15 protein-coding genes and 1 pseudogene are annotated in these 20,288 nt (G+C 49.6%); 8 read left to right on the forward strand and 8 right to left on the reverse strand.

Annotated elements, in window-relative coordinates; all coding sequences use genetic code 11:
- From hemA to ACTF7Q_RS07045, 5 genes are all read right to left on the reverse strand, one after another.
- Positions 1 to 962, reverse strand: a 962-nt coding sequence (gene hemA / locus ACTF7Q_RS07025) for a 5-aminolevulinate synthase (protein ID WP_438997139.1), incomplete at its 3' end; no start/stop codon positions are given.
- A gap of 233 nt (positions 963 to 1,195) precedes the next feature.
- A complete protein-coding gene (fdhF, locus tag ACTF7Q_RS07030) occupies positions 1,196 to 3,970 on the reverse strand; it encodes a formate dehydrogenase subunit alpha (RefSeq protein WP_438997140.1) in 2,775 nt (924 codons plus the stop codon).
- Positions 3,971 to 4,049: 79 nt separating this feature from the next.
- Positions 4,050 to 5,768 carry an NAD(P)H-dependent oxidoreductase subunit E gene (locus ACTF7Q_RS07035; RefSeq protein WP_438997141.1) on the reverse strand — a complete coding sequence of 573 codons (1,719 nt, stop codon included), beginning with the start codon at positions 5,766 to 5,768 and terminating at the stop codon, positions 4,050 to 4,052.
- 88 nt (positions 5,769 to 5,856) lie between these two features.
- Complete coding sequence (locus ACTF7Q_RS07040; RefSeq protein ID WP_438997142.1) at positions 5,857 to 6,051, reverse strand: DUF3553 domain-containing protein; 195 nt, start codon at positions 6,049 to 6,051, stop codon at positions 5,857 to 5,859.
- A gap of 293 nt (positions 6,052 to 6,344) precedes the next feature.
- A complete protein-coding gene (locus ACTF7Q_RS07045; RefSeq protein WP_438997143.1) occupies positions 6,345 to 7,049 on the reverse strand; it encodes a response regulator transcription factor in 705 nt (234 codons plus the stop codon).
- Between the two features lie 376 nt (positions 7,050 to 7,425).
- Between ACTF7Q_RS07045 and dksA the strand changes: the two genes are divergently transcribed.
- From dksA to alaS, 3 genes are all read left to right on the forward strand, one after another.
- On the forward strand, positions 7,426 to 7,887 hold the full coding sequence (gene dksA, locus ACTF7Q_RS07050) for an RNA polymerase-binding protein DksA (RefSeq protein WP_438997144.1): 462 nt from the start codon (positions 7,426 to 7,428) through the stop codon (positions 7,885 to 7,887).
- Positions 7,888 to 8,198: 311 nt separating this feature from the next.
- Positions 8,199 to 9,302 carry a recombinase RecA gene (gene recA, locus ACTF7Q_RS07055; RefSeq protein ID WP_438997145.1) on the forward strand — a complete coding sequence of 368 codons (1,104 nt, stop codon included), beginning with the start codon at positions 8,199 to 8,201 and terminating at the stop codon, positions 9,300 to 9,302.
- 325 nt (positions 9,303 to 9,627) lie between these two features.
- Positions 9,628 to 12,267 carry an alanine--tRNA ligase gene (alaS, locus tag ACTF7Q_RS07060; protein ID WP_438997146.1) on the forward strand — a complete coding sequence of 880 codons (2,640 nt, stop codon included), beginning with the start codon at positions 9,628 to 9,630 and terminating at the stop codon, positions 12,265 to 12,267.
- A 103-nt stretch (positions 12,268 to 12,370) separates the two neighbouring features.
- On the opposite strand, the gene ACTF7Q_RS07065 is transcribed toward alaS, so the two are convergent.
- The gene (locus tag ACTF7Q_RS07065; protein WP_438997147.1) at positions 12,371 to 13,585 is read right to left on the reverse strand and encodes an NADP-dependent isocitrate dehydrogenase; all 1,215 of its coding nucleotides are present in this window, start codon (positions 13,583 to 13,585) and stop codon (positions 12,371 to 12,373) included.
- 199 nt (positions 13,586 to 13,784) lie between these two features.
- Positions 13,785 to 14,327: a TIGR00730 family Rossman fold protein gene (locus ACTF7Q_RS07070; protein WP_438997148.1), complete on the reverse strand. Its 543-nt coding sequence runs from the start codon at positions 14,325 to 14,327 to the stop codon at positions 13,785 to 13,787.
- Positions 14,328 to 14,429: 102 nt separating this feature from the next.
- Here ACTF7Q_RS07070 and ACTF7Q_RS07075 point away from each other — a divergent pair, with 102 nt between their 5' ends.
- The 5 genes from ACTF7Q_RS07075 to msrB all read left to right on the forward strand — a co-directional run bounded on the left by ACTF7Q_RS07075 (position 14,430) and on the right by msrB (position 19,807).
- Positions 14,430 to 15,530 carry an Ig-like domain-containing protein gene (locus ACTF7Q_RS07075; protein WP_438997149.1) on the forward strand — a complete coding sequence of 367 codons (1,101 nt, stop codon included), beginning with the start codon at positions 14,430 to 14,432 and terminating at the stop codon, positions 15,528 to 15,530.
- Between the two features lie 105 nt (positions 15,531 to 15,635).
- Positions 15,636 to 16,424 (forward strand): phosphatidylserine decarboxylase, encoded by a 789-nt coding sequence (locus ACTF7Q_RS07080; RefSeq protein WP_438997150.1) that lies wholly within the window; start codon positions 15,636 to 15,638, stop codon positions 16,422 to 16,424.
- Complete coding sequence (locus ACTF7Q_RS07085) at positions 16,417 to 17,025, forward strand: CDP-alcohol phosphatidyltransferase family protein (protein WP_438997151.1); 609 nt, start codon at positions 16,417 to 16,419, stop codon at positions 17,023 to 17,025. The genes ACTF7Q_RS07080 and ACTF7Q_RS07085 overlap by 8 nt, the downstream gene beginning before the upstream one ends.
- A gap of 29 nt (positions 17,026 to 17,054) precedes the next feature.
- Positions 17,055 to 19,367, forward strand: coding sequence for a xanthine dehydrogenase family protein molybdopterin-binding subunit (locus ACTF7Q_RS07090; RefSeq protein ID WP_438997152.1), 2,313 nt, complete (start codon positions 17,055 to 17,057; stop codon positions 19,365 to 19,367).
- A 29-nt stretch (positions 19,368 to 19,396) separates the two neighbouring features.
- Positions 19,397 to 19,807 carry a peptide-methionine (R)-S-oxide reductase MsrB gene (gene msrB / locus ACTF7Q_RS07095; protein WP_438997153.1) on the forward strand — a complete coding sequence of 137 codons (411 nt, stop codon included), beginning with the start codon at positions 19,397 to 19,399 and terminating at the stop codon, positions 19,805 to 19,807.
- Positions 19,808 to 19,976: 169 nt separating this feature from the next.
- Here the strand turns inward: msrB and ACTF7Q_RS07100 are convergent.
- Positions 19,977 to 20,288: pseudogene (locus tag ACTF7Q_RS07100) on the reverse strand (hypothetical protein); the annotation flags it as partial.

Genomic DNA, 20,288 nt, shown 5'->3' on the forward strand with positions numbered 1-20,288 from the left:
TCTATTTGCTTGGCTCGTAACGCAGCTTTGAGCTTTTCAGCCTGAATTTTCTGCTGGTTTCGCGGCTTGTCATGTGCCCGAATATGCCGTACCGAGGCCAATGCCGTGCTGGCAATGGCTGGCGGCAGGGCAGTTGAAAAAATAAAACCAGACCCATAACTGCGCACAGCGTCACATATTACATCATCACCTGCAATATAGCCGCCAATCGTACCAAAGGCCTTGCCAAGGGTGCCCTGAATGATATCGATATCGTTATCCAAACCAAGCATCTGGGCGATGCCACCACCATTGGCGCCATACATACCAACGGCATGCACTTCATCAAGATAGGTCAAGGCGTTATAGCGTTTTGCCAGGTCGATAATCTCGGCAATTGGGCTGATATCACCATCCATCGAATAAACCGATTCAAAAATGATGATCTTTGGCCGGTCAAGCGGCTGTCTTGCCAGCAGGGATTCAAGATGCGCAACATCATTATGACGAAAAATTGCCTTTTCAACACGCGCATGGCGAATGCCGGAAATAATCGAGGCATGGTTCATCGCGTCGGAAAAGACAATGCAATCATTCAATAATCCGGCAAGCGCGCTGATGCTGGCTTCATTGGCGACATAGCCGCTGTTTAGAACCAGCGCACGTTCTTTATTGTGCAATGATGCCAGCTCCTGTTCCAGGGCAACAATGGACGCACTTGTGCCCGAAATATTGCGGGTGCCACCAGCGCCAGTGCCATGCCGACCAGCTGCGTTTTGCAGGGCAGCGATCACGTCGGGATGATGCCCCATGCCGATATAATCATTCGAACACCAGACCGTGACATCGCGTTTACCATCGGGGGCGTTCCAGACAGCTTGTGGATGTGCGCCTACAATGCGCTCAAGCTCAACAAAGTGGCGATACCGATTTTCGGCCACTAGTTGATTGAGCTTGCTTTTAAAGACATCGCGGTAATTCAACTGCCGTCTCCAGCCTGAGAGGGTGCCTAAATGCCCTCTGTTGCGTTCATAGCTTATGGCTATTAACCAATCGTAGCTAACCTTCGCAGGTTGCTAACCTTCTACTAAACGCGGTTATGTAACAAAACATTAAATCAAAAGCACCAAAGATAAGTGAATGCTTTCATTGATGCTGACTAGGGATGTGATATAGCGAAATATCACATCCGTATAGAGGTTATATAGCAGTTGAGTTATTCTGCCGCAGCTTCAATAACGGTTTCCAGCCGTGCTGCCGAAAATTTCAATTCGGGAATCTTGCCATAAGGGTCAAGCGCCGGATTTGTCAGCATGTTGGCAGGGGCTTCGTTAAAGCAGAAAGGAACAAAGATCATCCCTGCCGGCAGTTTCGGATCAACTCGCGCCGCAAGTGCAATTTCACCGCGACGGGTCACAACACGGATCAGATCTCCGGCTGAAACCTGTAATGATTGCAAATCAGATGGAGAGACATGCACCTCTGGCTCTGGCTCGAGAGCGTCAAGAACAGTTGCCCGCCTTGTCATAGAACCAGTATGCCAATGTTCCAGAAGACGTCCTGTGGACATCACCAGCGGAAATTCAGCATCGGGCATTTCATCAGGTGGCAATACATCTGCTGGTGTCATCCGTCCGCGTCCCGACGCCGTCGGGAACCCATCGCCGAAGATCACATCCTTGCCTTCGCTATTTTCATCAGCACATGGGTAGGTGACAGCATCTTCCTTGAGCAGACGATCCCATGTAATACCAGTCAAAGACGGCATGACCATGCGCATTTCGCCAAAAATATCTCGGGCATGCGTATAGCTCCAGCTCAGTCCCATTCGGTTGGCAAGTTCCTGAATGATCCACCAATCCTGCTTTGCATCGCCTGGTGGGTCAATCGCCTGACGCCCCATCTGCACGCGGCGGTCAGTGTTGGTAAAGGTGCCATTCTTTTCCGGAAAGGCCGAAGCGGGCAGGATCACATCGGCAAAAGCTGCCGTTTCGGTCATGAAAATATCCTGCACAACTAGAATGTCGAGTTTCGCCAGCGCCGCGCGAGCATGTGACTGATCGGGATCCGACATAGCCGGGTTTTCGCCCATCACATACATCGCCTTAATGTCACCATTATAGGCGGCGTCGGTGATTTCAACTACAGTGAGGCCTTTTTCCGGATCCAGCTTGGCGTTCCACAGATTTTCGTATTTAGCGCGGATTTCAGGGTCGCCAACAGGCTTGTAATCGGGGAAGAACATCGGGATCAAACCCGCATCAGATGCGCCTTGAACGTTATTCTGACCTCGCAGCGGATGCAGACCAGCGCCTGGCTTGCCAACATTACCTGTCAATAAGGCCAGGGAAATCAAACAGCGTGAATTGTCAGTGCCATGCGTATGCTGAGAGATGCCCATGCCCCAGAAAATCATCGCCGCTTTGGCATTGGCATAACCACGTGCCACCTCGCGGATTGTATCAGGGGCAATACCACAAATGGCTGACATAGCCTCAGGTGTTGAACTGGCAGTGCGGGCTTTCAGGTCATCAAAGCCTTCGGTTTGGTTTTTGACATAATCATCATCATAAAGACCTTCGTCGATAATCACATGTATCAGACCATTCAAAAGCGCCACATCAGTGCCCGGGACAAAGTTCAGTGATTCTTCGGCATAGCGGTCAAGTGCCTGACCCCGGGGATCCATCACATAAAGCTTGGCACCCTTCTGGGCGGCGTTCTTGATAAATGTTGCGGCAACCGGATGGTTCACTGTCGGGTTTGAACCGATCACGATAATGGCGTCTGAATTGCGACATTCAGAAAAGGAGGCTGTGACAGCGCCAGAGCCGATATTTTCCAGCAAGGCGGCGACCGATGACGCATGACATAAACGTGTGCAGTGATCGACATTGTTGGTCTTGAAGCCAGTACGCACAAGCTTTTGCACTAGATAGGCTTCTTCGTTGCTGCCTTTGGCCGAACCAAAACCTGACATGGCAGACGGGCCATAGGTGTCACGCACATGAGTGAATTTGCCCGCGGCAAGGTCAAGGGCTTCTTCCCAACTGGCTTCGCGGAAATGGGTGAGAGGATTGCTGGCGTCAAAAGGCAGAGAGTCGGTCTTGGCAACATCGTCACGGCGGATTAGAGGCTTTGTCAGGCGTTCCGGATTGGCAACATAGTCAAATCCATAACGACCTTTAACACATAGACGGCTTTTATTGGCAGGGCCTTGCCGACCCGAAACAGCTACGATTTTTTCATCTTTGATATTGAATGTAAGCTGACATCCAACACCGCAATAAGGGCACACAGAATCGACATTGCGGTCAGGCGTGATGGCCAGCTTCTGGCTGTCATCAAGCAGAGTTTTGGGCATCAGGGCACCTGTTGGACAGGCCTGAACACATTCACCGCAGCCTACACAGGTGCTGGCACCCATATCATCGCCAAAATCAAACACGATATGCGCATCAGCACCGCGACCAGCAAGACCGATCACATCATTGACCTGCACTTCACGGCAAGCACGAACGCATAGGCCGCATTGGATGCACGCGTCCATATTGACAGCAATAGCTGGATGCGAACTATCAGGCTCGGCTGACATACGCGCAGGAAAACGTCCACTTTCAACATTCTGTGTTTCGGCATATTTCCACAATTCGGAATCCGGATCATGCGCTGATTCACGCGCAGGCTGATCAGAAACCAGCAATTCCATGACCATTTTACGTGCCGTGGTGGCGCGGTGATTCTGGCTATTTACGACCATGCCTTCGCTTGGGGCGCGGATACATGATGCCGCCAAGACCCGTTCACCCTCAATTTCCACCATACAGGCTCGACAGTTACCATCAGGGCGGTAACCATCGTCATCCTTGTAACATAGATGCGGAATGTCAGTGCCAAGGCGCGCCGCAGCCTGCCATATGGTTTCGCCAGCTTCGGCGCTAACATCCTTGCCATCAAGTATAAAATTAATCGGTGTTTTCGTATCAGTCATCGTTATATCTTTCACCTAAATCTGAGTGGCTAGCAAAGTCAGTTATGATTGGTATCCGGTTTGGTCGCTATTTTGCCCGCTATTTAACTATGTCTTCTGGAAAATGCTTCATCACGCTGGTCAGGGGATTGGATGCCGCCTGACCAAGGCCGCAAATGCTGGCATCACCCATGGCAATCGATAATTCGCCCAATAGATTGACATCAGGATTTGCGCTTTGCATCAATGTTACGGCCTTTTCAGTGCCATTCCGGCATGGGGTGCATTGCCCGCAGCTTTCATGCGCAAAGAATTTTAACAGATTTGTCGCAGCGTCCCACATATTATCCTGATCGGATAACACGACTACCGCATGTGATCCGACAAAACAGCCTTCCTCGGCAAGCTTGCCTCCAAAATCAAGCGGAATATCGCCTTTGCTCGCAGGCAGAATGCCGCCGGATGCCCCGCCTGGAAGATAGCCTTTGAAGCTATGTCCATCAGCCATCCCGCCGCATAGGGCAATCAATTCTTCAACCGTCGATCCGGCAGGTGCCATAATCACACCGGGTTTGGCAACACGGCCGGAAACCGAATAGCTGCGTGGCCCTGGATGTCCGTCTTTGCCTTGGTTGTTGAACCAATCGGCACCTTGTTCGACAATGTCACGAATCCAGTAAAGCGTTTCGACATTATTGACCAGAGTTGGACGGTCAAAGATGCCTTTTTCAGCAACAAAGGGTGGGCGGTGACGCGGCAGGCCGCGTTTACCCTCAATCGATTCAATCATGGCTGATTCTTCACCGCAAATATAGGCGCCAGCACCGCGGCGCAGATGCAGCTCAGTGTGATCGGTCAAGCCGGCCGCTTCAACAGCCGCCAGTTCTTCTTTAAGCAAGGCAATGATTTCTGGGTATTCATCACGCATATAGATGTAACAAGCATCGATGCCCACAACCTTGGTTGCGATCAGAATGCCTTCGATCATGCGGTGCGGGTCATTCGATAAATACAGGCGGTCTTTAAAAGTGCCTGGTTCGCCCTCATCACCATTGACCGCCATCAGACGGGGGCCTGGCTGGCCTGATACAATCCGCCATTTGCGTCCGGTTGGGAAGCCCGCGCCGCCAAGACCACGTAAAGCTGTATCATCCAGAACGGACAAAACGTCTTCAGCAGTTTTTTTGCCCTCCAACAGAGCTTTAAGCAGGCTGTAACCGCCATCGGCAACATAAGCGTCGAAACGGCGTGCGGTAGCCGGAATTTCAGGATGTCCGTCTTCTTTAACGGCTTTCAGCGCTTCAAAGCTGGCATGTTCGACAAGTTTGTGACCAACCGCGGCGGCAGGTGCTTTGTCACAGGCACCAATGCAAGGCGCGGGAACAAAGCGCACCTTCTCGCTGGCATAGGGTTGTAGCTTTTCAAGCATGGTTTCACCGCCAGCCATCATGCAGGAAAGTGACGTGCAAACGCGAACTGTACAATGGGGCGGGGCTGTTTCATCTTCTTTAACAAGATCAAAATGGTCATAAAAGCTGGCAACTTCCCAGACTTCGGCCATCGGAATACGCATGATATGGGCAAGCGCTGCCAGATGCCGTGCCGATAGATGTTTTTCGCTGTCTTGTATCATGTGCAGATACTCAATCAGCATATCGCGGGCGGGGGTAATGTTACCCAGCAATGCGCGCACTTCATCAAGCGCAACAGGATCAAGCATACGACCTTTTGGTTTGTATTTTCCCTTGCCACGGCTTGGTTTGCCAGCGCTGCTAAAATCGTCTGACTTATCGCGACCGGTGTTCGGTAAATTATCCACCAGCATTTCTCCCATAAAAGCATCGTAAACTAGGCTACGTCTTATTATTCGTAGCAACATGCAAAACGAATGTCTTTACAAACATTAGCTATGAACTGATAGGGGGCATCATGGTTTTTTCAGATGCAGCAATCAGATCCACATGCGCACAATTTATCAGCTGTTTGCCGACATGCTCAAAGTTCACCGTTACATTCAGACCGACAATCGATTGCACCTGACCTAGACCCCAATCGGGTCGTTCAGGATGTTTCACAAAATCCCCAAGTTCAAAATATAGCATGTTGTCACCCTGGTTATTTGTGATCTATTCCATCTAAGTCTGACATTACCATAAATGCGACAGCGTTAAAATGGTGATGGTGCGCCATATGACCATCGCATCATTACACCGATGTTTTTGGGTATGAATGGAAAATGGCCAGCATGATGCTGGCCATTCAGGGAGACACTTTGGTTTGGGTTTAATTTAACCGATCATTGACGAAGTTTAACAGGACACATCAAAGTATGTTAACAAAGCATGAAGTTCCTAAAGCGAGATTTGCTTTGTTTTGAAGCATCGAGCGGCCAAGGTTAAATGGATTGTTCGGCAATTTCAAAATCGGGGGTTTCGCGCAGAATATAGCCTTGTCCCCATACCGTATCGATATTCAGCCCCGAAGCGCCAGCATTGTCGAGTTTACGGCGTAATTTGCACATAAAGACGTCAATGATTTTTGGCTCTGGCTCGTCAATACCGCCATATAAATGGTTCAAAAAGGCATCCTTGCTCAACACTGATCCCTTGCGAAGCGCCAGAAATTCGACAATGCGAAATTCCTTGGCTGTTAGATTGAGTTGTTTGTCGCCGATCTTGGCGTAATTGCGGCTGAGATCAACGGTGAGATTGCCTGCGGTGACAACCGCCGAACTATGGCCGTTGGTGCGCCGGATAATCGCGTCCAGATTGGCCATTAATTCATATCTATCAAAGGGTTTAGTGAGATAGCCATCGGCACCAGCACCAAGGGCTGCAATTTTGTCATCAATGCCACTATTGCCAGAGACAACAAGAATAGGCATGGGGAGGTGATGCTTACGGATCAGGCGGGCCAGCCGCGTGCCGTTGCCATCAGGAAGGTTTATATCAAGCAACACAGCGTCGATCCGATTATGGCGCAATTCTGCAAGTGATGCCTCAATTGTATGGGCGACAGTGCTAAAATGCCCAGCTTCATCAAGGGTCATACCGATCACGTCTGCAATAACTGGATCATCTTCAACAATAAGAATATTCATCGATACCTCTTTCCTTATTTGTGCGCCCTGTAGGAGAGCAATATTTGCGGCAAAACGCGCCGCCACATGTAAGTTCGAAGGTGAAAAGACAGAACTCATATAATATAACAAAAATTCACACGAACATTGGCTTAGTGCAAAAGTTAAAAGAACATGAACAAGATCGCAAATCACATATGCGTGATTAACTTTTTAATAATGATTTTCAGTGGTTAACAGTGCTAGGCCGCAAAACTTACCCAAAAAATATGCTTGCTTGGTAATGAAATACGGTGTAGGTGAAGGGCAAATTTTGGTCTGATGAATTCACGTCACAGGGCTATACGGCCTGACAAGTTATTACCTTGTAATTAATATCGACGAATAGGTTTAAAAAATGACTTCGATAACATCAAAAACAAAAACCACTTCCGAGTCAGCGTCGCCAGGTCTGTTACCCGAGGGGTACCGGCCAAGTGATAGCGAAGAGTTCATGAATCCGATGCAGTTGCTGTATTTCCGCAAAAAGCTGGAAGATTGGCGTGCCGAATTGATTGACGAAGCTGGTGCCACAATTTCAGGATTGTCACAGGAAAATCTGCATCAACCAGATCAAATGGATCGAGCACAAATTGAAAGCAACGCCGCGCTTGATCTGCGCACGCGGGATCGTGAGCGTAAGTTACTGCAGAAAATCGAAGCGGCTCTGCGCCGGATCGATGAGGGTAGCTATGGCTATTGTGTTGAAACCGATGAACCGATCAATCTGCGCCGTCTGGAAGCGCGTCCGATTGCCTCATTGAGCCTGCATGCCCAGGAACAGCATGAGCGCATGGAACGTGTGCATCGCGACGATTAACGTTTCAGCCATCTTTCATTACTTATAGTCATGACGCGTTCCTGATCGACCCGATTGGGTGGGCATCCCTATAAATTATGCGGATCCCTATAAATTATGCGGGTCAAGGTATGTTTGGCTGCGCCAATTATTGCCATTACTGTCCAAAATCATAAAAAAGAGAACAAAAAGTGAAAATGTTCTTGAAATAGGAACAAAAACAGCACAAAATGAAATCATGATGAATTTTTTACCGGTAATGTCAAAAGGTTCATTGAACCAAAATTTGGACATGGACAGTACCGGGTAGCTATGCAACATGGAGGCATGAAATGGCTGGTGTAGTGGTGGATATGAAAATGAAACAAAGTGACAAGAATCAGGCGCTGGAAGCGGCAATCGGACAGATTGAAAAGGCGTTTGGCAAGGGGTCAGTGATGAAACTGGGCCAACGGGAATCGGCAGTTGATGTGCAGTCGATTTCAACAGGGTCATTGGGGCTGGATATCGGCCTTGGTATTGGTGGCTTCCCGAAAGGCCGGATCGTTGAGATATATGGCCCTGAATCTTCTGGTAAAACAACCCTAGCATTGCATGCGGTTGCCGAAGCCCAGAAAGAAGGCGGTAACTGCGCCTTTGTTGATGCCGAACATGCGCTGGATCCAGCCTATGCGAAAAAGCTGGGCGTTAATATCGATGATCTGCTGATTTCACAGCCGGATGCGGGTGAACAGGCGCTGGAAATTGCCGATACGCTGGTGCGTTCGGGCGCCATTGATGTGCTGGTTGTTGATTCGGTGGCGGCTTTGGTGCCCCGTGCAGAACTTGAAGGTGAGATGGGTGACCATCATGTCGGCTTGCAAGCCCGTCTAATGAGTCAGGCTCTACGTAAATTGACTTCGTCAATAGCCCGGTCGAATTGTCTGGTTATCTTCATTAACCAGATACGTTTGAAAATTGGCGTGATGTTTGGTAATCCGGAAACAACAACAGGCGGTAACGCGCTAAAATTCTACGCTTCGGTTCGTCTTGATATTCGCCGTATCGGCGCGATCAAGGATCGTGATGAAGTGGTTGGTAACCAGACTCGTGTCAAAGTTGTCAAAAACAAGGTCGCAGCACCGTTCCGTACGGTCGAGTTTGATATCATGTATGGTGAAGGCATTTCTAAAATGGGTGAGCTTCTTGACCTTGGCGTTGCCGCAGGCATCGTTGAAAAGTCGGGTGCCTGGATTTCCTATAAGGGTGATCGATTGGGGCAAGGGCGTGAAAATGCCAAAAATTTCTTGCGTGAGAATGCCGAAATAGCAAATGAGATCGAAAGTTCGATCCGCCAAAATGCCGGACTTGTTGGCGACGCAATGCTTGATAATTCGATTGCTGACTCACCAGAGGCTGATGTGCCTGAGTCCCCGGACACACCGCTTGACGCGTAATGGTCTATGAATCATGGCAATGCGTGCCTGATCGGAAACAATGCAATTGAATTACAAAGCCGGGTTTCCGAAATGGGGACTCGGCTTTTCCGTAGCATTGACATCTTGCATGGATAAGTTGCATAGATAAGTCATATGAATATGTGGGGGAATAAATTTGCAAATAACCCTCTATGAATGCTGAAACACCACGATGATTTTGGTGTAACGATTGCCAAAACCACTTCATAATATGAAGATAGACTGGACAGGGCGCCAGCCCAACGGCTAAAACGCTTGAACGAACATACTTTTAACAGGCATCAAGACAGCAGGTATAATTGTGATGGCAAGCGTCAACGATATTCGCGCGACCTTTCTGGAATATTTCAAAGATAACGGACATCAGGTGGTCGATTCCAGCCCGCTGGTTCCACAAAATGATCCAACGCTCATGTTCACGAACGCTGGCATGGTGCAGTTTAAAAATCTGTTTACCGGTCTGGAAACGCGTGATTATGTGCGCGCGGCGACGTCACAGAAATGTGTGCGGGCTGGCGGCAAGCATAATGATCTTGAGAATGTCGGCTATACGGCACGGCATCATACATTTTTCGAAATGTTGGGTAACTTTTCTTTTGGTGACTATTTTAAGGAAAATGCCATTGAATTGGCCTGGAACCTGATTACGCGTGAATACGGTCTTGATGCCAGCAAACTGCTTGTCACGGTCTATCATGAAGATGATGAAGCCGCTGACCTGTGGAAAAAAATTGCCGGATTGAATGATAACCGCATCATTCGTATTGCAACGTCTGATAATTTCTGGGCCATGGGTGATACTGGCCCTTGTGGTCCCTGTTCAGAAATTTTCTATGATCATGGCGATCATATTCCTGGCGGGCCTCCGGGGTCGCCAGATGAAGATGGTGACCGTTTTATCGAAATCTGGAATCTGGTTTTCATGCAGTTTGAGCAGACTGTTACTGAACGGGTCAATTTGCCAAAGCCTTCGATTGATACTGGCATGGGATTGGAGCGGATCGCTGCGGTGCTGCAAGGCAAGCACGATAATTATGATATCGATTTGATGCGAACCTTGATCGAGGCTTCGGCTGATGCTGCGAATGTGGCGGCTGATGGTGATCATAATGTATCACACCGTGTTGTTGCTGATCATTTACGGGCGTCGTCATTTCTGATTGCCGATGGGGTTTTGCCCTCAAATGAAGGGCGTGGTTATGTGTTGCGCCGAATTATGCGCCGGGCCATGCGTCATCTGCATCAGATGGGATGTCAGGATCCAACCATGTGGCGGCTGGTGCCATCTCTGGTTGCCGAAATGGGCGGGCATTATCCCGAACTTGGACGGGCACAGGCGTTGATCACCGAAACATTGAAGCTGGAAGAAGGCCGGTTCAAGGAAACGCTTGGGCGTGGCTTGCGCATTCTGAATGATGAGGTGGCAGGCAAGGCCGCTGGCGGTGTGCTAGATGGCAAGACCGCTTTTAAGCTTTATGACACCTATGGGTTTCCGCTTGATCTGACACAAGATTTCATGCGCGGCTATGAATGGGATGTTGATTTGGATGGTTTTAATACGGCCATGGAAGCGCAGAAGGCGGCTGCCCGCAAGGCCTGGAGCGGATCAGGTGATGCCGCCACTGAAAGCGTCTGGCTTGACCTTGGTCAGCAATTAGGCGCAACCGAGTTTCTTGGCTATAGCACCGATACTGCCGAAGGACAGGTAACAGCATTGGTTCGTGATGGTGCCCCTATCGATAGTGCTGCCGCAGGCGAGGATGTGCAGATTATCACAAATCAAACACCGTTCTATGCCGAGTCAGGGGGGCAGGTTGGCGATACCGGGGTAATCAGCTGGGCTGATGGTGCGGCGACTGTTACCGATACGTTCAAAACGCCAATGGGTATGTTCGTGCATCGGGCGCGCATCACCGAAGGATCGCTAAATGTTGGCAATGATGTCCGGCTGGATATTGATGTTGCGCGGCGGTTGCGTCTGCGGGCAAACCATTCAGCAACGCATCTTTTACATGAAGCCCTGCGCGAGGTGCTTGGTGACCATGTGGCGCAAAAGGGATCAATGGTTGGACCTGATCGGTTGCGGTTCGACTTTTCCCATCCCAAAGCCATGACCGAAGATGAATTGGCGCGCGTTCAGGCGATCGTTAATAGCAGGGTGCAGATGAATTCGGATGTTTCAACCCGGATCATGACCCCAGAAGCCGCAATCGAGCTTGGGGCATTGGCATTGTTTGGCGAAAAATATGGTGATGAGGTGCGGGTCGTGCAGATGGGCGGGGAAACTGACATCAAAGGCCGCACGGCTTGGTCAGTCGAACTATGCGGTGGTACGCATGTCAATCGTACGGGTGATATAAGCATTCTGAAAATCATTGGCGAGTCTGCGGTTGCTGGCGGCGTAAGGCGGATTGAAGCGGTAACGCAGGCGGGTGCGGTTGAATGGATTGACCATCGTGAACAGATTTTGAGCCAAACGGCAGAATTGTTGAAAATTGCCCCTGAACAGCTGGCTGAACGTGTCGCCAAACTGCTTGAAGATAATAAGCGCGCCGAGCGTGATATCACCATGATGCGGCGTAAACTGGCGGCTGGCGGTGATGCTAATAGTGCTGGTTCCGAACAAATAAACGGGATTAATTTTGTTGGTCGCCTTATGGCGGACACGCCAGCGCGCGAGCTAAAGTCAATGGCTGACGAAATGAAACAGGGGATGGAAAATGCCGTGATCTGTCTTGTGGCTACCGATAGTGGTAAAGCATCGATTGTCGTTGCAGTGACAGATGATCTGGTGGCAACAAAAAATGCTGTTGATCTTGTGCGTGTCGGATCGGTTGCGCTTGGCGGCGGCGGCGGGGGGGGGCGCCCCGATATGGCGCAGGCCGGTGGCCCTAATGCAGATGATGCCGAGGCGGCGTTAAAAGCCGTTGCCAGCGCGCTCTAGAACGCACCATATCCCTATAATTTACCCACATAGGCAAAATAAAACCGGCACCAAAAGCATGTCGGTTTTAATGCGTTTATACAATTCTCGGTTTAAGTTACTGTTATGACATCGCCTTTTGCAGATTCTGGTCAATCGCATCAAGGAAGCCGTCAGTATCGAGATAAGGTTGTTCCGATGAAATCAGCAATGCCAGATCCTTGGTCATCTGGCCTTTTTCAACAGTGTTGATACAGACCTTTTCAACAGTATCGGCAAATGCCGCAACATCAGGCGTTTCGTCGAATTTAGCCCGATAGCTCAAGCCCCGCGTCCAAGCAAAGATTGAGGCAATGGGGTTTGTCGATGTGCTTTTACCTTGTTGGTGCTGACGATAATGGCGCGTGACGGTGCCATGTGCCGCTTCGGATTCAACCGTCTTGCCATCAGGCGTCATCAGCACGGATGTCATCAGACCCAATGATCCAAAACCTTGAGCTACGGTGTCTGACTGCACGTCACCATCATAGTTTTTACAAGCCCAGACAAATCCACCATCCCATTTCATGGCACAAGCAACCATATCGTCGATCAAACGATGTTCATAGCTAATGCCGGCATCTTTAAACTTATCTTCAAATTCGCTCTTGAAAACCTCTTCGAATAGATCCTTGAAGCGCCCATCATAGGCTTTCAGAATTGTATTCTTGGTCGATAGATAGACTGGCCAGCCAAGATCAAGGCCGTAATTCATACAGGCGCGGGCAAAACCACGAATTGAGTCATCCAAATTATACATCGACATGGCAACGCCACTAGATGGAAAGTCAAACACTTCGCGGGTTACAGCAGGGCTGCCATCGGCTGGCTGAAAGGTCATGGTCAGCTTGCCAGCGCCTTCGGTCACAAAATCAGTGGCTCGGTACTGATCACCAAAGGCGTGACGGCCAATCACAATTGGACGGGTCCAGCCTGGCACCAGACGCGGCACATTCTGACAGATGATTGGCTGGCGGAATACAGTGCCGCCCAGAATGTTGCGGATAGTGCCATTTGGTGAACGGTACATGCTTTTGAGATTGAATTCTTCAACACGGTCTTCATCTGGTGTGATGGTCGCGCATTTAACGCCAACGCCATATTCCTTGATCGCATTGGCGGCGTCGATTGTGATCTGGTCATCTGTTTCATCGCGCTTTTCGATGCCAAGGTCATAATATTTGAGGTCAATATCCAGATAGGGGAAAATGAGCTTGTCTTTAATTTTCTGCCAGATGATGCGGGTCATTTCATCGCCATCTAATTCGACTACTGGCGTTTTTACCTTAATGCGGGACATGCTTTTTCCTCAAAATTTATCAGGCCGGGGGCTGTTACAAGCTGTTTAAATATCTTAAAATTCGGCTTGTAAATATGACTTTTTTTAAGCCCAGAATGGATAAAAAACAAGTGCTGTGGGTGGATTTACCCCTTAATTGGCTAGTTATCGGCTAGTTATTGGCTGGTTGGCTGAGAATATCCAATCGCCTGCTCAATTTTCAGGCAAATTTATCCAGATGATTACCCAACTCATCAAGATTCTGCGCGACCTCAAAATGGTTCAAATGGTCATCATGCATAAAGTCATTAGCAATCACCGATTGGAACAGCGCAAGCAGGTGATCCCAATAGCCATTCTGATTGAGAATGATGATCGGTTTACTATGCTGTTTTAACTGTCGCCAAGTAATGACTTCCATGGTTTCGTCCAACGTGCCAAGGCCGCCCGGTAAAATGACGAAGGCTGATGATATATCATACATCATTGCCTTTCGTTCATGCATCGTATCAACAACATGCAGATCTTTGACATCAGGATGCCCGACTTCAATATCATTTAAAAAATGGGGAATAATACCTGTTACATGTCCTTTGCCGGCAATGGTACCATCGGCAACCGCTCCCATCAACCCCATCTTGCCACCGCCATAAACAAGTCCAAGGCCGCGTGAAGCCAGCATTTTACCCGTTTCAGTTGCAACATCGCGATAAATTGGATTATTGCCGGTGGCGGCACCGGTAAAGACACATATTTTTTTCATGAAGAAGTCCTGTTGATCGATGGTAACTACGGTATGTATTGAACCTACAGTAATTTAGGATTACGCTTAAGCTGTTATTATCACAAAGATGGAATTTAAACCGTGCGACTAAAGATTTTATTGTTAATTTCGGTGGGTGTCATTCTGGCAGCCTTTGCGCTTGGTTGGGTGTTTCTATCTGACGAAAATGTCACGGCGGTAGAGCCGCAAAGTGCGGAAGTGCTGGATATACCCAAACCAGATAAGACAGCGCCTGAAGAAGACAAGACCGCAACGTCACAAGAGGCGGCTTCAGCATCTAGCGATGGTGAAGATCAAAAGACCGACGATACAGCAAATATGACTGACAATAAGGCAAGGCTGGAAATAGATATAGCGCGGGTAAAGCCTGATGGCGCGGCTGTATTTGCGGGCAAGGCAACGCCAAATGCAAAAATCCGTGTGTTTGAACAAGACATTTTACTGGGTGAGACGGTTGCTGATGAAAATGGTGAATGGGTCGTCGTGCTTGAGCGCCCACTGGCACCAGGTCAGCATCTGGTGATGATCGGCATGGAAACCGAAGATGGCCAGAGTGAGCTGGCGGATATAACGCTGGCTATTGAAATTGACGAAGCTGAGTCTGCGCAGCCGTTGGTGGCATTATTGCCGCAAACCGAAACTGATATGCCGAAATTGTTACAGGCACCTGAGGCTGAGACTGTGAAACAGGCTGAAGCCAGTAGTCCAGAAAATGATGCCGCCATGCCGATTGTTGCGCCACGATCTATTATATGGCTGGATCAAGAGCGGATTTCGATTGCGGGTATTTCACGCGGTGGCGTGCGTCTTTTGGTTAGCCTTGAGGATCAAAAATTTGCTGATATAGCCGTGCCAGTTCAGGCGGGTCAGGACAATCACGAATGGCAGGTATCTGGCGCCGTTGATATGAGCAAAGTTCGCTTTGAGATGATGTTCAATCTGCTTGACGAAAACAGCCAATCGGTTGCTACCTACAGGTTACCCCTTGTCACCAGTGATCTTCAAAAAGGTCTGGATGGAAGCGATCTGGTAATTGTGCAATCGGGGGATGCTTTGTGGCGTATTGCCTATCGTCGTTATGGCGAGGGTATTCGTTATGTCGATATAGTGCGCCAGAATGCGGCAGCAATTAATGATCCAGATCTCATTTTCCCTAATCAGGTGTTTGCAGTTCCCGAATAATTTATCGTGTATTTTGGGGCGTTCAAATCATATGATATCAAGGGCTGATGAATGGATGCGGCTGGGCTATGCTAAACAGGCAAGGAGTAAATTGGCAAGGTGATGATGGCTGACGACTCTACAACCGGATTGATGGCATCAGGCCGTGGCATCTTTGGCCGTATTGCTAGTGATGGATGGATATTCGTGGCTATGGCTGGAGGTGTGACTATCGTGCTCAGCCTGATTTATCTGCCACTAGGCACCTTTGCGCTGGGTCTTACATTGTGGTTTGCCCATATCATGCGGATGCCCCAACGCCAGCGTCCGGATAATGACGCAGCTATAATTGCCCCTGCTGACGGCGTGATTGTCGGTATTTCTGAGGCGCCTTATCCGTCGCCATCTTTGCCGCAAGATGATTTATCAAATACTACCGAAATGGGCCTACGTGTAACAATACGGACATCCCTGGCGGATATGCAGTGGCAATGTAACCCTGTCAGTGGCCGCGTGCTAGATAATCTGCTAATCCCCGGGCAACGAAAACATCTTGGTGGCACCGATTGTTTTGCTTATAAGTCTGCCTTTGATAAGGATGTGCTGGCGGCAATCAGAGCAGGTAATGAACGTCGTGAAGTCCGGTTTTTATCGGATCAAAACAGGCATGTTACGCTTGTACAGCTGGCTACAGCTAGCGCGCGCCAGCTTGTGTGTCGCTTGCCAGAAGGCAAGCATATCAAAGCAGGTGACAGTTTTGGCATGTCACATGTGGCAGGTCTGATTGATCTGTTTGTGCCGTCGGATCATGTTGCGGCTATCGCCATCGGGCAACATTGTGTGGCAGGCGAGACGATCCTGGCGCGGCCAGCGACAAAGGCGCAGACAAAACCTGTTTCAAAAACTGATGTTTGACGCGAAGCTTCGTCCGGCTATTGATGCCATGCTCAAGCCCGTTGGCCAGCAACTTGTCAGATGGGGCATAACCGCAAATCAGGTGACTGTTTTTGGGGGACTCATGGGGCTGGCGGCGGCAGTCAGCATTGCATTCGATGCCTTGCTGATCGGGTTGGGCTTTATTCTGGTTAACCGGCTTGCTGATGGTCTTGATGGGGCTGTGGCGCGTGCGTCGAGCGCCAGTGATTTTGGTGGCTATCTGGATATTGTTTTTGATTTTATTTTCTATAGCTCGATTCCGTTTGCCTTTGTGCTGAACGATCCGGCAAATGGCTTGGCTGCATGTTTTCTGATTTTTAGCTTTATCGGTACGGCGACTAGCTTTCTGGGTTTTGCCATTATCGCTGCCAAGCGCGGCATATCGACAGATGCACGCGGTAAAAAGCAATTCTATCATCTTGGCGGCTTGACCGAAGGTGCCGAGACCATCATGCTTTTATGTCTGATGACATTAATGCCATCATATTTCACGATGTTGGCACTGGGTTTTGGCGTCTTATGCTGGATCACAACAGCGATGCGTATTGGAGATGCGTTCCGGATGTTGTCATCTGATTAGGCGCACAGATAGATAACAGGCGGTAGGCGATGAAATTTGAAATAGGTCAAGGGCTGACGCGCATAGAAGATTATCGGCTTGTAACTGGCGCTGGGCTCTATACTGATGATATCAAGGCTGGCGAAGGGTTGCGCGTTGCCTTTTTGCGTGCGCCGTTTGCCCATGCAAAATTACTATCGCTTGATGTCAGCGCCGCGGCAGACGCCCCCGGGGTGGTGTTGGTAGCTACACAAGCTGATCTTGATGCCGATAATGTTGGTGAAATTGCCTGTAAGAATGTCGTTGTGAATAGTGATGACAATCCGATGCCTATGGTTACCAAACCCCCAATGGTTAGGGATATTAACCGCTATGCGGGTGATATTGTGGCGATGGTTGTGGCGGATAGCCAGATTCATGCTGATGCTGCGCTTGATCTGATCGCGGTTGATTTTGACCCGCTAGATGCTGTCACCGATGTTTATGACGCGGTGACAGAGGGTGCCCCCCAATTATATCCAGAATATCCGTCAAATATTGCATTTGATTGGCAAAAAGGCGATCCGGCCGCGACCAAGGATATGTTCGCCGCCGCATCACAGGGGAAACAGAAAATCGTTGCAGTGGATGTTATTAACAGCCGTGTGATTGTCAATTCGGTTGAAACACGGCCCATAATCGCGGCACCTGGTGATGATCCCGATACGCTTTTGATATGGTGCGGGACGCAAGGTGCGCGGTCTATTTCGACGCAGATTGCCGATGCGCTAAATTTGGACCATGATGCGGTTCGCGTTTTGACGCATGATGTTGGCGGTAGTTTTGGCTTCAAGATTTTTCTGCATCCAGAACAGGTGCTGGTCAGCTGGGCGGCGCGCAAGCTTGGTGGTTTGGTGCGCTGGCAACAGCCACGTTCCGATGGGTTTATCTCGGACATTCAAGGTCGGGATACGCGTACAAAGGCGCGTGCGGTGATTGATGATAGTGGGCGTATTCTGGCCTATGAAGCCGATGTGCATGCCAATATGGGCGCGTGGTTGTCTAATTTTTCAACGGCTATTCCCACAATTTCAGCCAATTCAGCTTTGACAGGCACCTATGATATTCCGGTGGCAAGCTTGCGCGTACGCGGGGTCGTGACAAATACCCCCGCTATTGATGCCTATCGCGGTGCAGGACGCCCAGAGTTGATTTACGCATTGGAAAGGCTGCTGGACCAGATCGCGTTTGAAACAGGTATCAGCCGCGTTGATGTAAGGCGACGTAATCTTATCAAGGCAGACCAGATGCCCTATCCCATGGCGGTTGGCATCACCATTGATAGTGGAGACATGCCAGCCTTGTTTGAAACCGCATTGCAGCGTGCCGATTGGGACGGGTTTGCCACCCGACGTGAGGCTGCGCGTACTAAGGGGCTGTATCGTGGTATCGGTCTTGGCATGTATCTTGAGAAAAGCGGTGATGGCAGTGATGGCGGTGTGCATATCAGCTTTGCCGCAAATGGGCATATGACGGTGTTGGCATCACAGCAATGTAATGGCCAGGGACACCGGATGACACTAACCCAAATTCTGTCTGACAAGCTGGGCTATGATGCTGAAAAAATCACTGTCCAGCAAGGTGACTCGGCGACCATGCCCGACGGCACCACAGGCGGGGCACGGATGACAGCATTGATTGGTTCGGCTGTTGCCGAGGCGTCAGCTAGCATTATCGAACTGGCGCGACCACAGGCGGCACAAACGCTGGATTGCACCTTGGATGATCTGGCTTTTGACGATGGCATCTTTGCCGATAAAGCCAGTAACCGGTCAATCACGCTTGCAGATCTGGTCATCTCGCTTGCTGATGAAAAGACCCCGCATATGTTTGATATGCGCCAGCCTTATGCCAGTGATGGCCCCAGCTACCCTTATGGTTGTCATATTGCCGAGGTAGAGATTGATCCAGCGACATACAAGGTAAAACTGGATCGATTTACCTGCGTCAATGATTTTGGTGTCGTTATCAATCCGGTCATGTTGGAAGGTCAGATACAAGGCGGCATCGTTCAGGGCATCGGCCAGGCGCTTTTTGAGCATGTTGTCTATGACGATCAGGGACAACTTCTGGCTGGATCATTGATGGATTATACATTGCCGCGCGCAGACCATATTCCGATGCTCGATATCACCATGCGTAACACGCCGTGTCTGAATAACGTTCTGGGAGTAAAGGGGGCAGGGCAATCTGGCGCAATTGGGGCACCGCATGCGGTCATTTCGGCGGTTTGTAATGCGCTATCGATACCCCATATAGATATGCCCGCCACCCCGGCATCGATCTGGCAAGCGATGCAGGCACGAAATATTACAGCCGCATAATATGCTAAGCAATTTAATGGGAGAAATTTATGTCTGACAAAATCATCAAAACGGATGCCGAGTGGCGCGATATGCTGACCGAAGAACAATATCAGGTAACACGCGAACATGGTACTGAGCGCGCGTTTACCGGGGCACTATGCGATAATCATGCAGATGGCACTTATCAATGTATTTGCTGTGGGGCGGATCTGTTTGATAGCGCCACGAAATTCGAGTCAGGTAGCGGCTGGCCAAGCTTTTACCAACCTGTCGAAAATGGGGCAGTTGGTGAGACCGAGGATCGTAGTTTCCTTATGCGGCGCACCGAAGTGCATTGTAATCGCTGTGATGCGCATCTTGGCCATGTATTTCCCGATGGGCCACAACCAACAGGCTTGCGCTATTGTATCAATTCGGCATCGCTGGATTTTGTCGATAAAGACACAGAGGGTGAATAGCTATATGCGGGGATTGGAAAGCGAACTCGCACCAGCGTAACGTTGTTACGCCTTCGCCGGGGGAGAAACGGCGGTGCGAGTTGCATTGTCTTTAGCCCTAACGGAGGGGAACACGGCTAAAGACGTGGTTGGTCTTGGGGCAGGCTTGTGGCTATGCGATAAATTGCCTTTAGCTTGCCGACATATCATGACCATGCGAACCGTCACGCTTGTGCTTGTCACGATGTTTGTGTTGATGACGCCGTGGCAATTCATCTGGCTGCAACAACCCATCAGCATTCGCATCCAGCTTTTCGAACATAGCTGTCATCTTGGCGTTATATTCTGCCGGTGCAATCATGCCGTCCTTGTTGGTGTCGATTATATCGAACCGGCTTTGCTGGCGCGCTAACATCTCATCGCGGCTGATCATGCCGTCATTATTCACATCGATTTTTTTGGCAGAAAACATGCCGTCATGACGGACTTTGCCAAACCCACG

This window comes from Puniceispirillum sp. (SeqCode), from assembly GCF_965657105.1.
Lineage (GTDB): Bacteria > Pseudomonadota > Alphaproteobacteria > Puniceispirillales > Puniceispirillaceae > Puniceispirillum.

What these genes read in the sequence shown, in the direction of transcription:
- alaS (WP_438997146.1), top strand. Translation starts at nt 9,628, where the DNA reads ATGGCAAGCGTCAACGATATTCGCGCGACCTTTCTGGAATATTTCAAA.
- ACTF7Q_RS07045 (WP_438997143.1), bottom strand. Translation starts at nt 7,049, where the DNA reads ATGAATATTCTTATTGTTGAAGATGATCCAGTTATTGCAGACGTGATC.
- recA (WP_438997145.1), top strand. Translation starts at nt 8,199, where the DNA reads ATGGCTGGTGTAGTGGTGGATATGAAAATGAAACAAAGTGACAAGAAT.
- ACTF7Q_RS07065 (WP_438997147.1), bottom strand. Translation starts at nt 13,585, where the DNA reads ATGTCCCGCATTAAGGTAAAAACGCCAGTAGTCGAATTAGATGGCGAT.
- ACTF7Q_RS07070 (WP_438997148.1), bottom strand. Translation starts at nt 14,327, where the DNA reads ATGAAAAAAATATGTGTCTTTACCGGTGCCGCCACCGGCAATAATCCA.
- ACTF7Q_RS07080 (WP_438997150.1), top strand. Translation starts at nt 15,636, where the DNA reads ATGGCTGACGACTCTACAACCGGATTGATGGCATCAGGCCGTGGCATC.
- dksA (WP_438997144.1), top strand. Translation starts at nt 7,426, where the DNA reads ATGACTTCGATAACATCAAAAACAAAAACCACTTCCGAGTCAGCGTCG.
- ACTF7Q_RS07090 (WP_438997152.1), top strand. Translation starts at nt 17,055, where the DNA reads ATGAAATTTGAAATAGGTCAAGGGCTGACGCGCATAGAAGATTATCGG.
- msrB (WP_438997153.1), top strand. Translation starts at nt 19,397, where the DNA reads ATGTCTGACAAAATCATCAAAACGGATGCCGAGTGGCGCGATATGCTG.
- ACTF7Q_RS07085 (WP_438997151.1), top strand. Translation starts at nt 16,417, where the DNA reads ATGTTTGACGCGAAGCTTCGTCCGGCTATTGATGCCATGCTCAAGCCC.
- fdhF (WP_438997140.1), bottom strand. Translation starts at nt 3,970, where the DNA reads ATGACTGATACGAAAACACCGATTAATTTTATACTTGATGGCAAGGAT.
- ACTF7Q_RS07040 (WP_438997142.1), bottom strand. Translation starts at nt 6,051, where the DNA reads ATGCTATATTTTGAACTTGGGGATTTTGTGAAACATCCTGAACGACCC.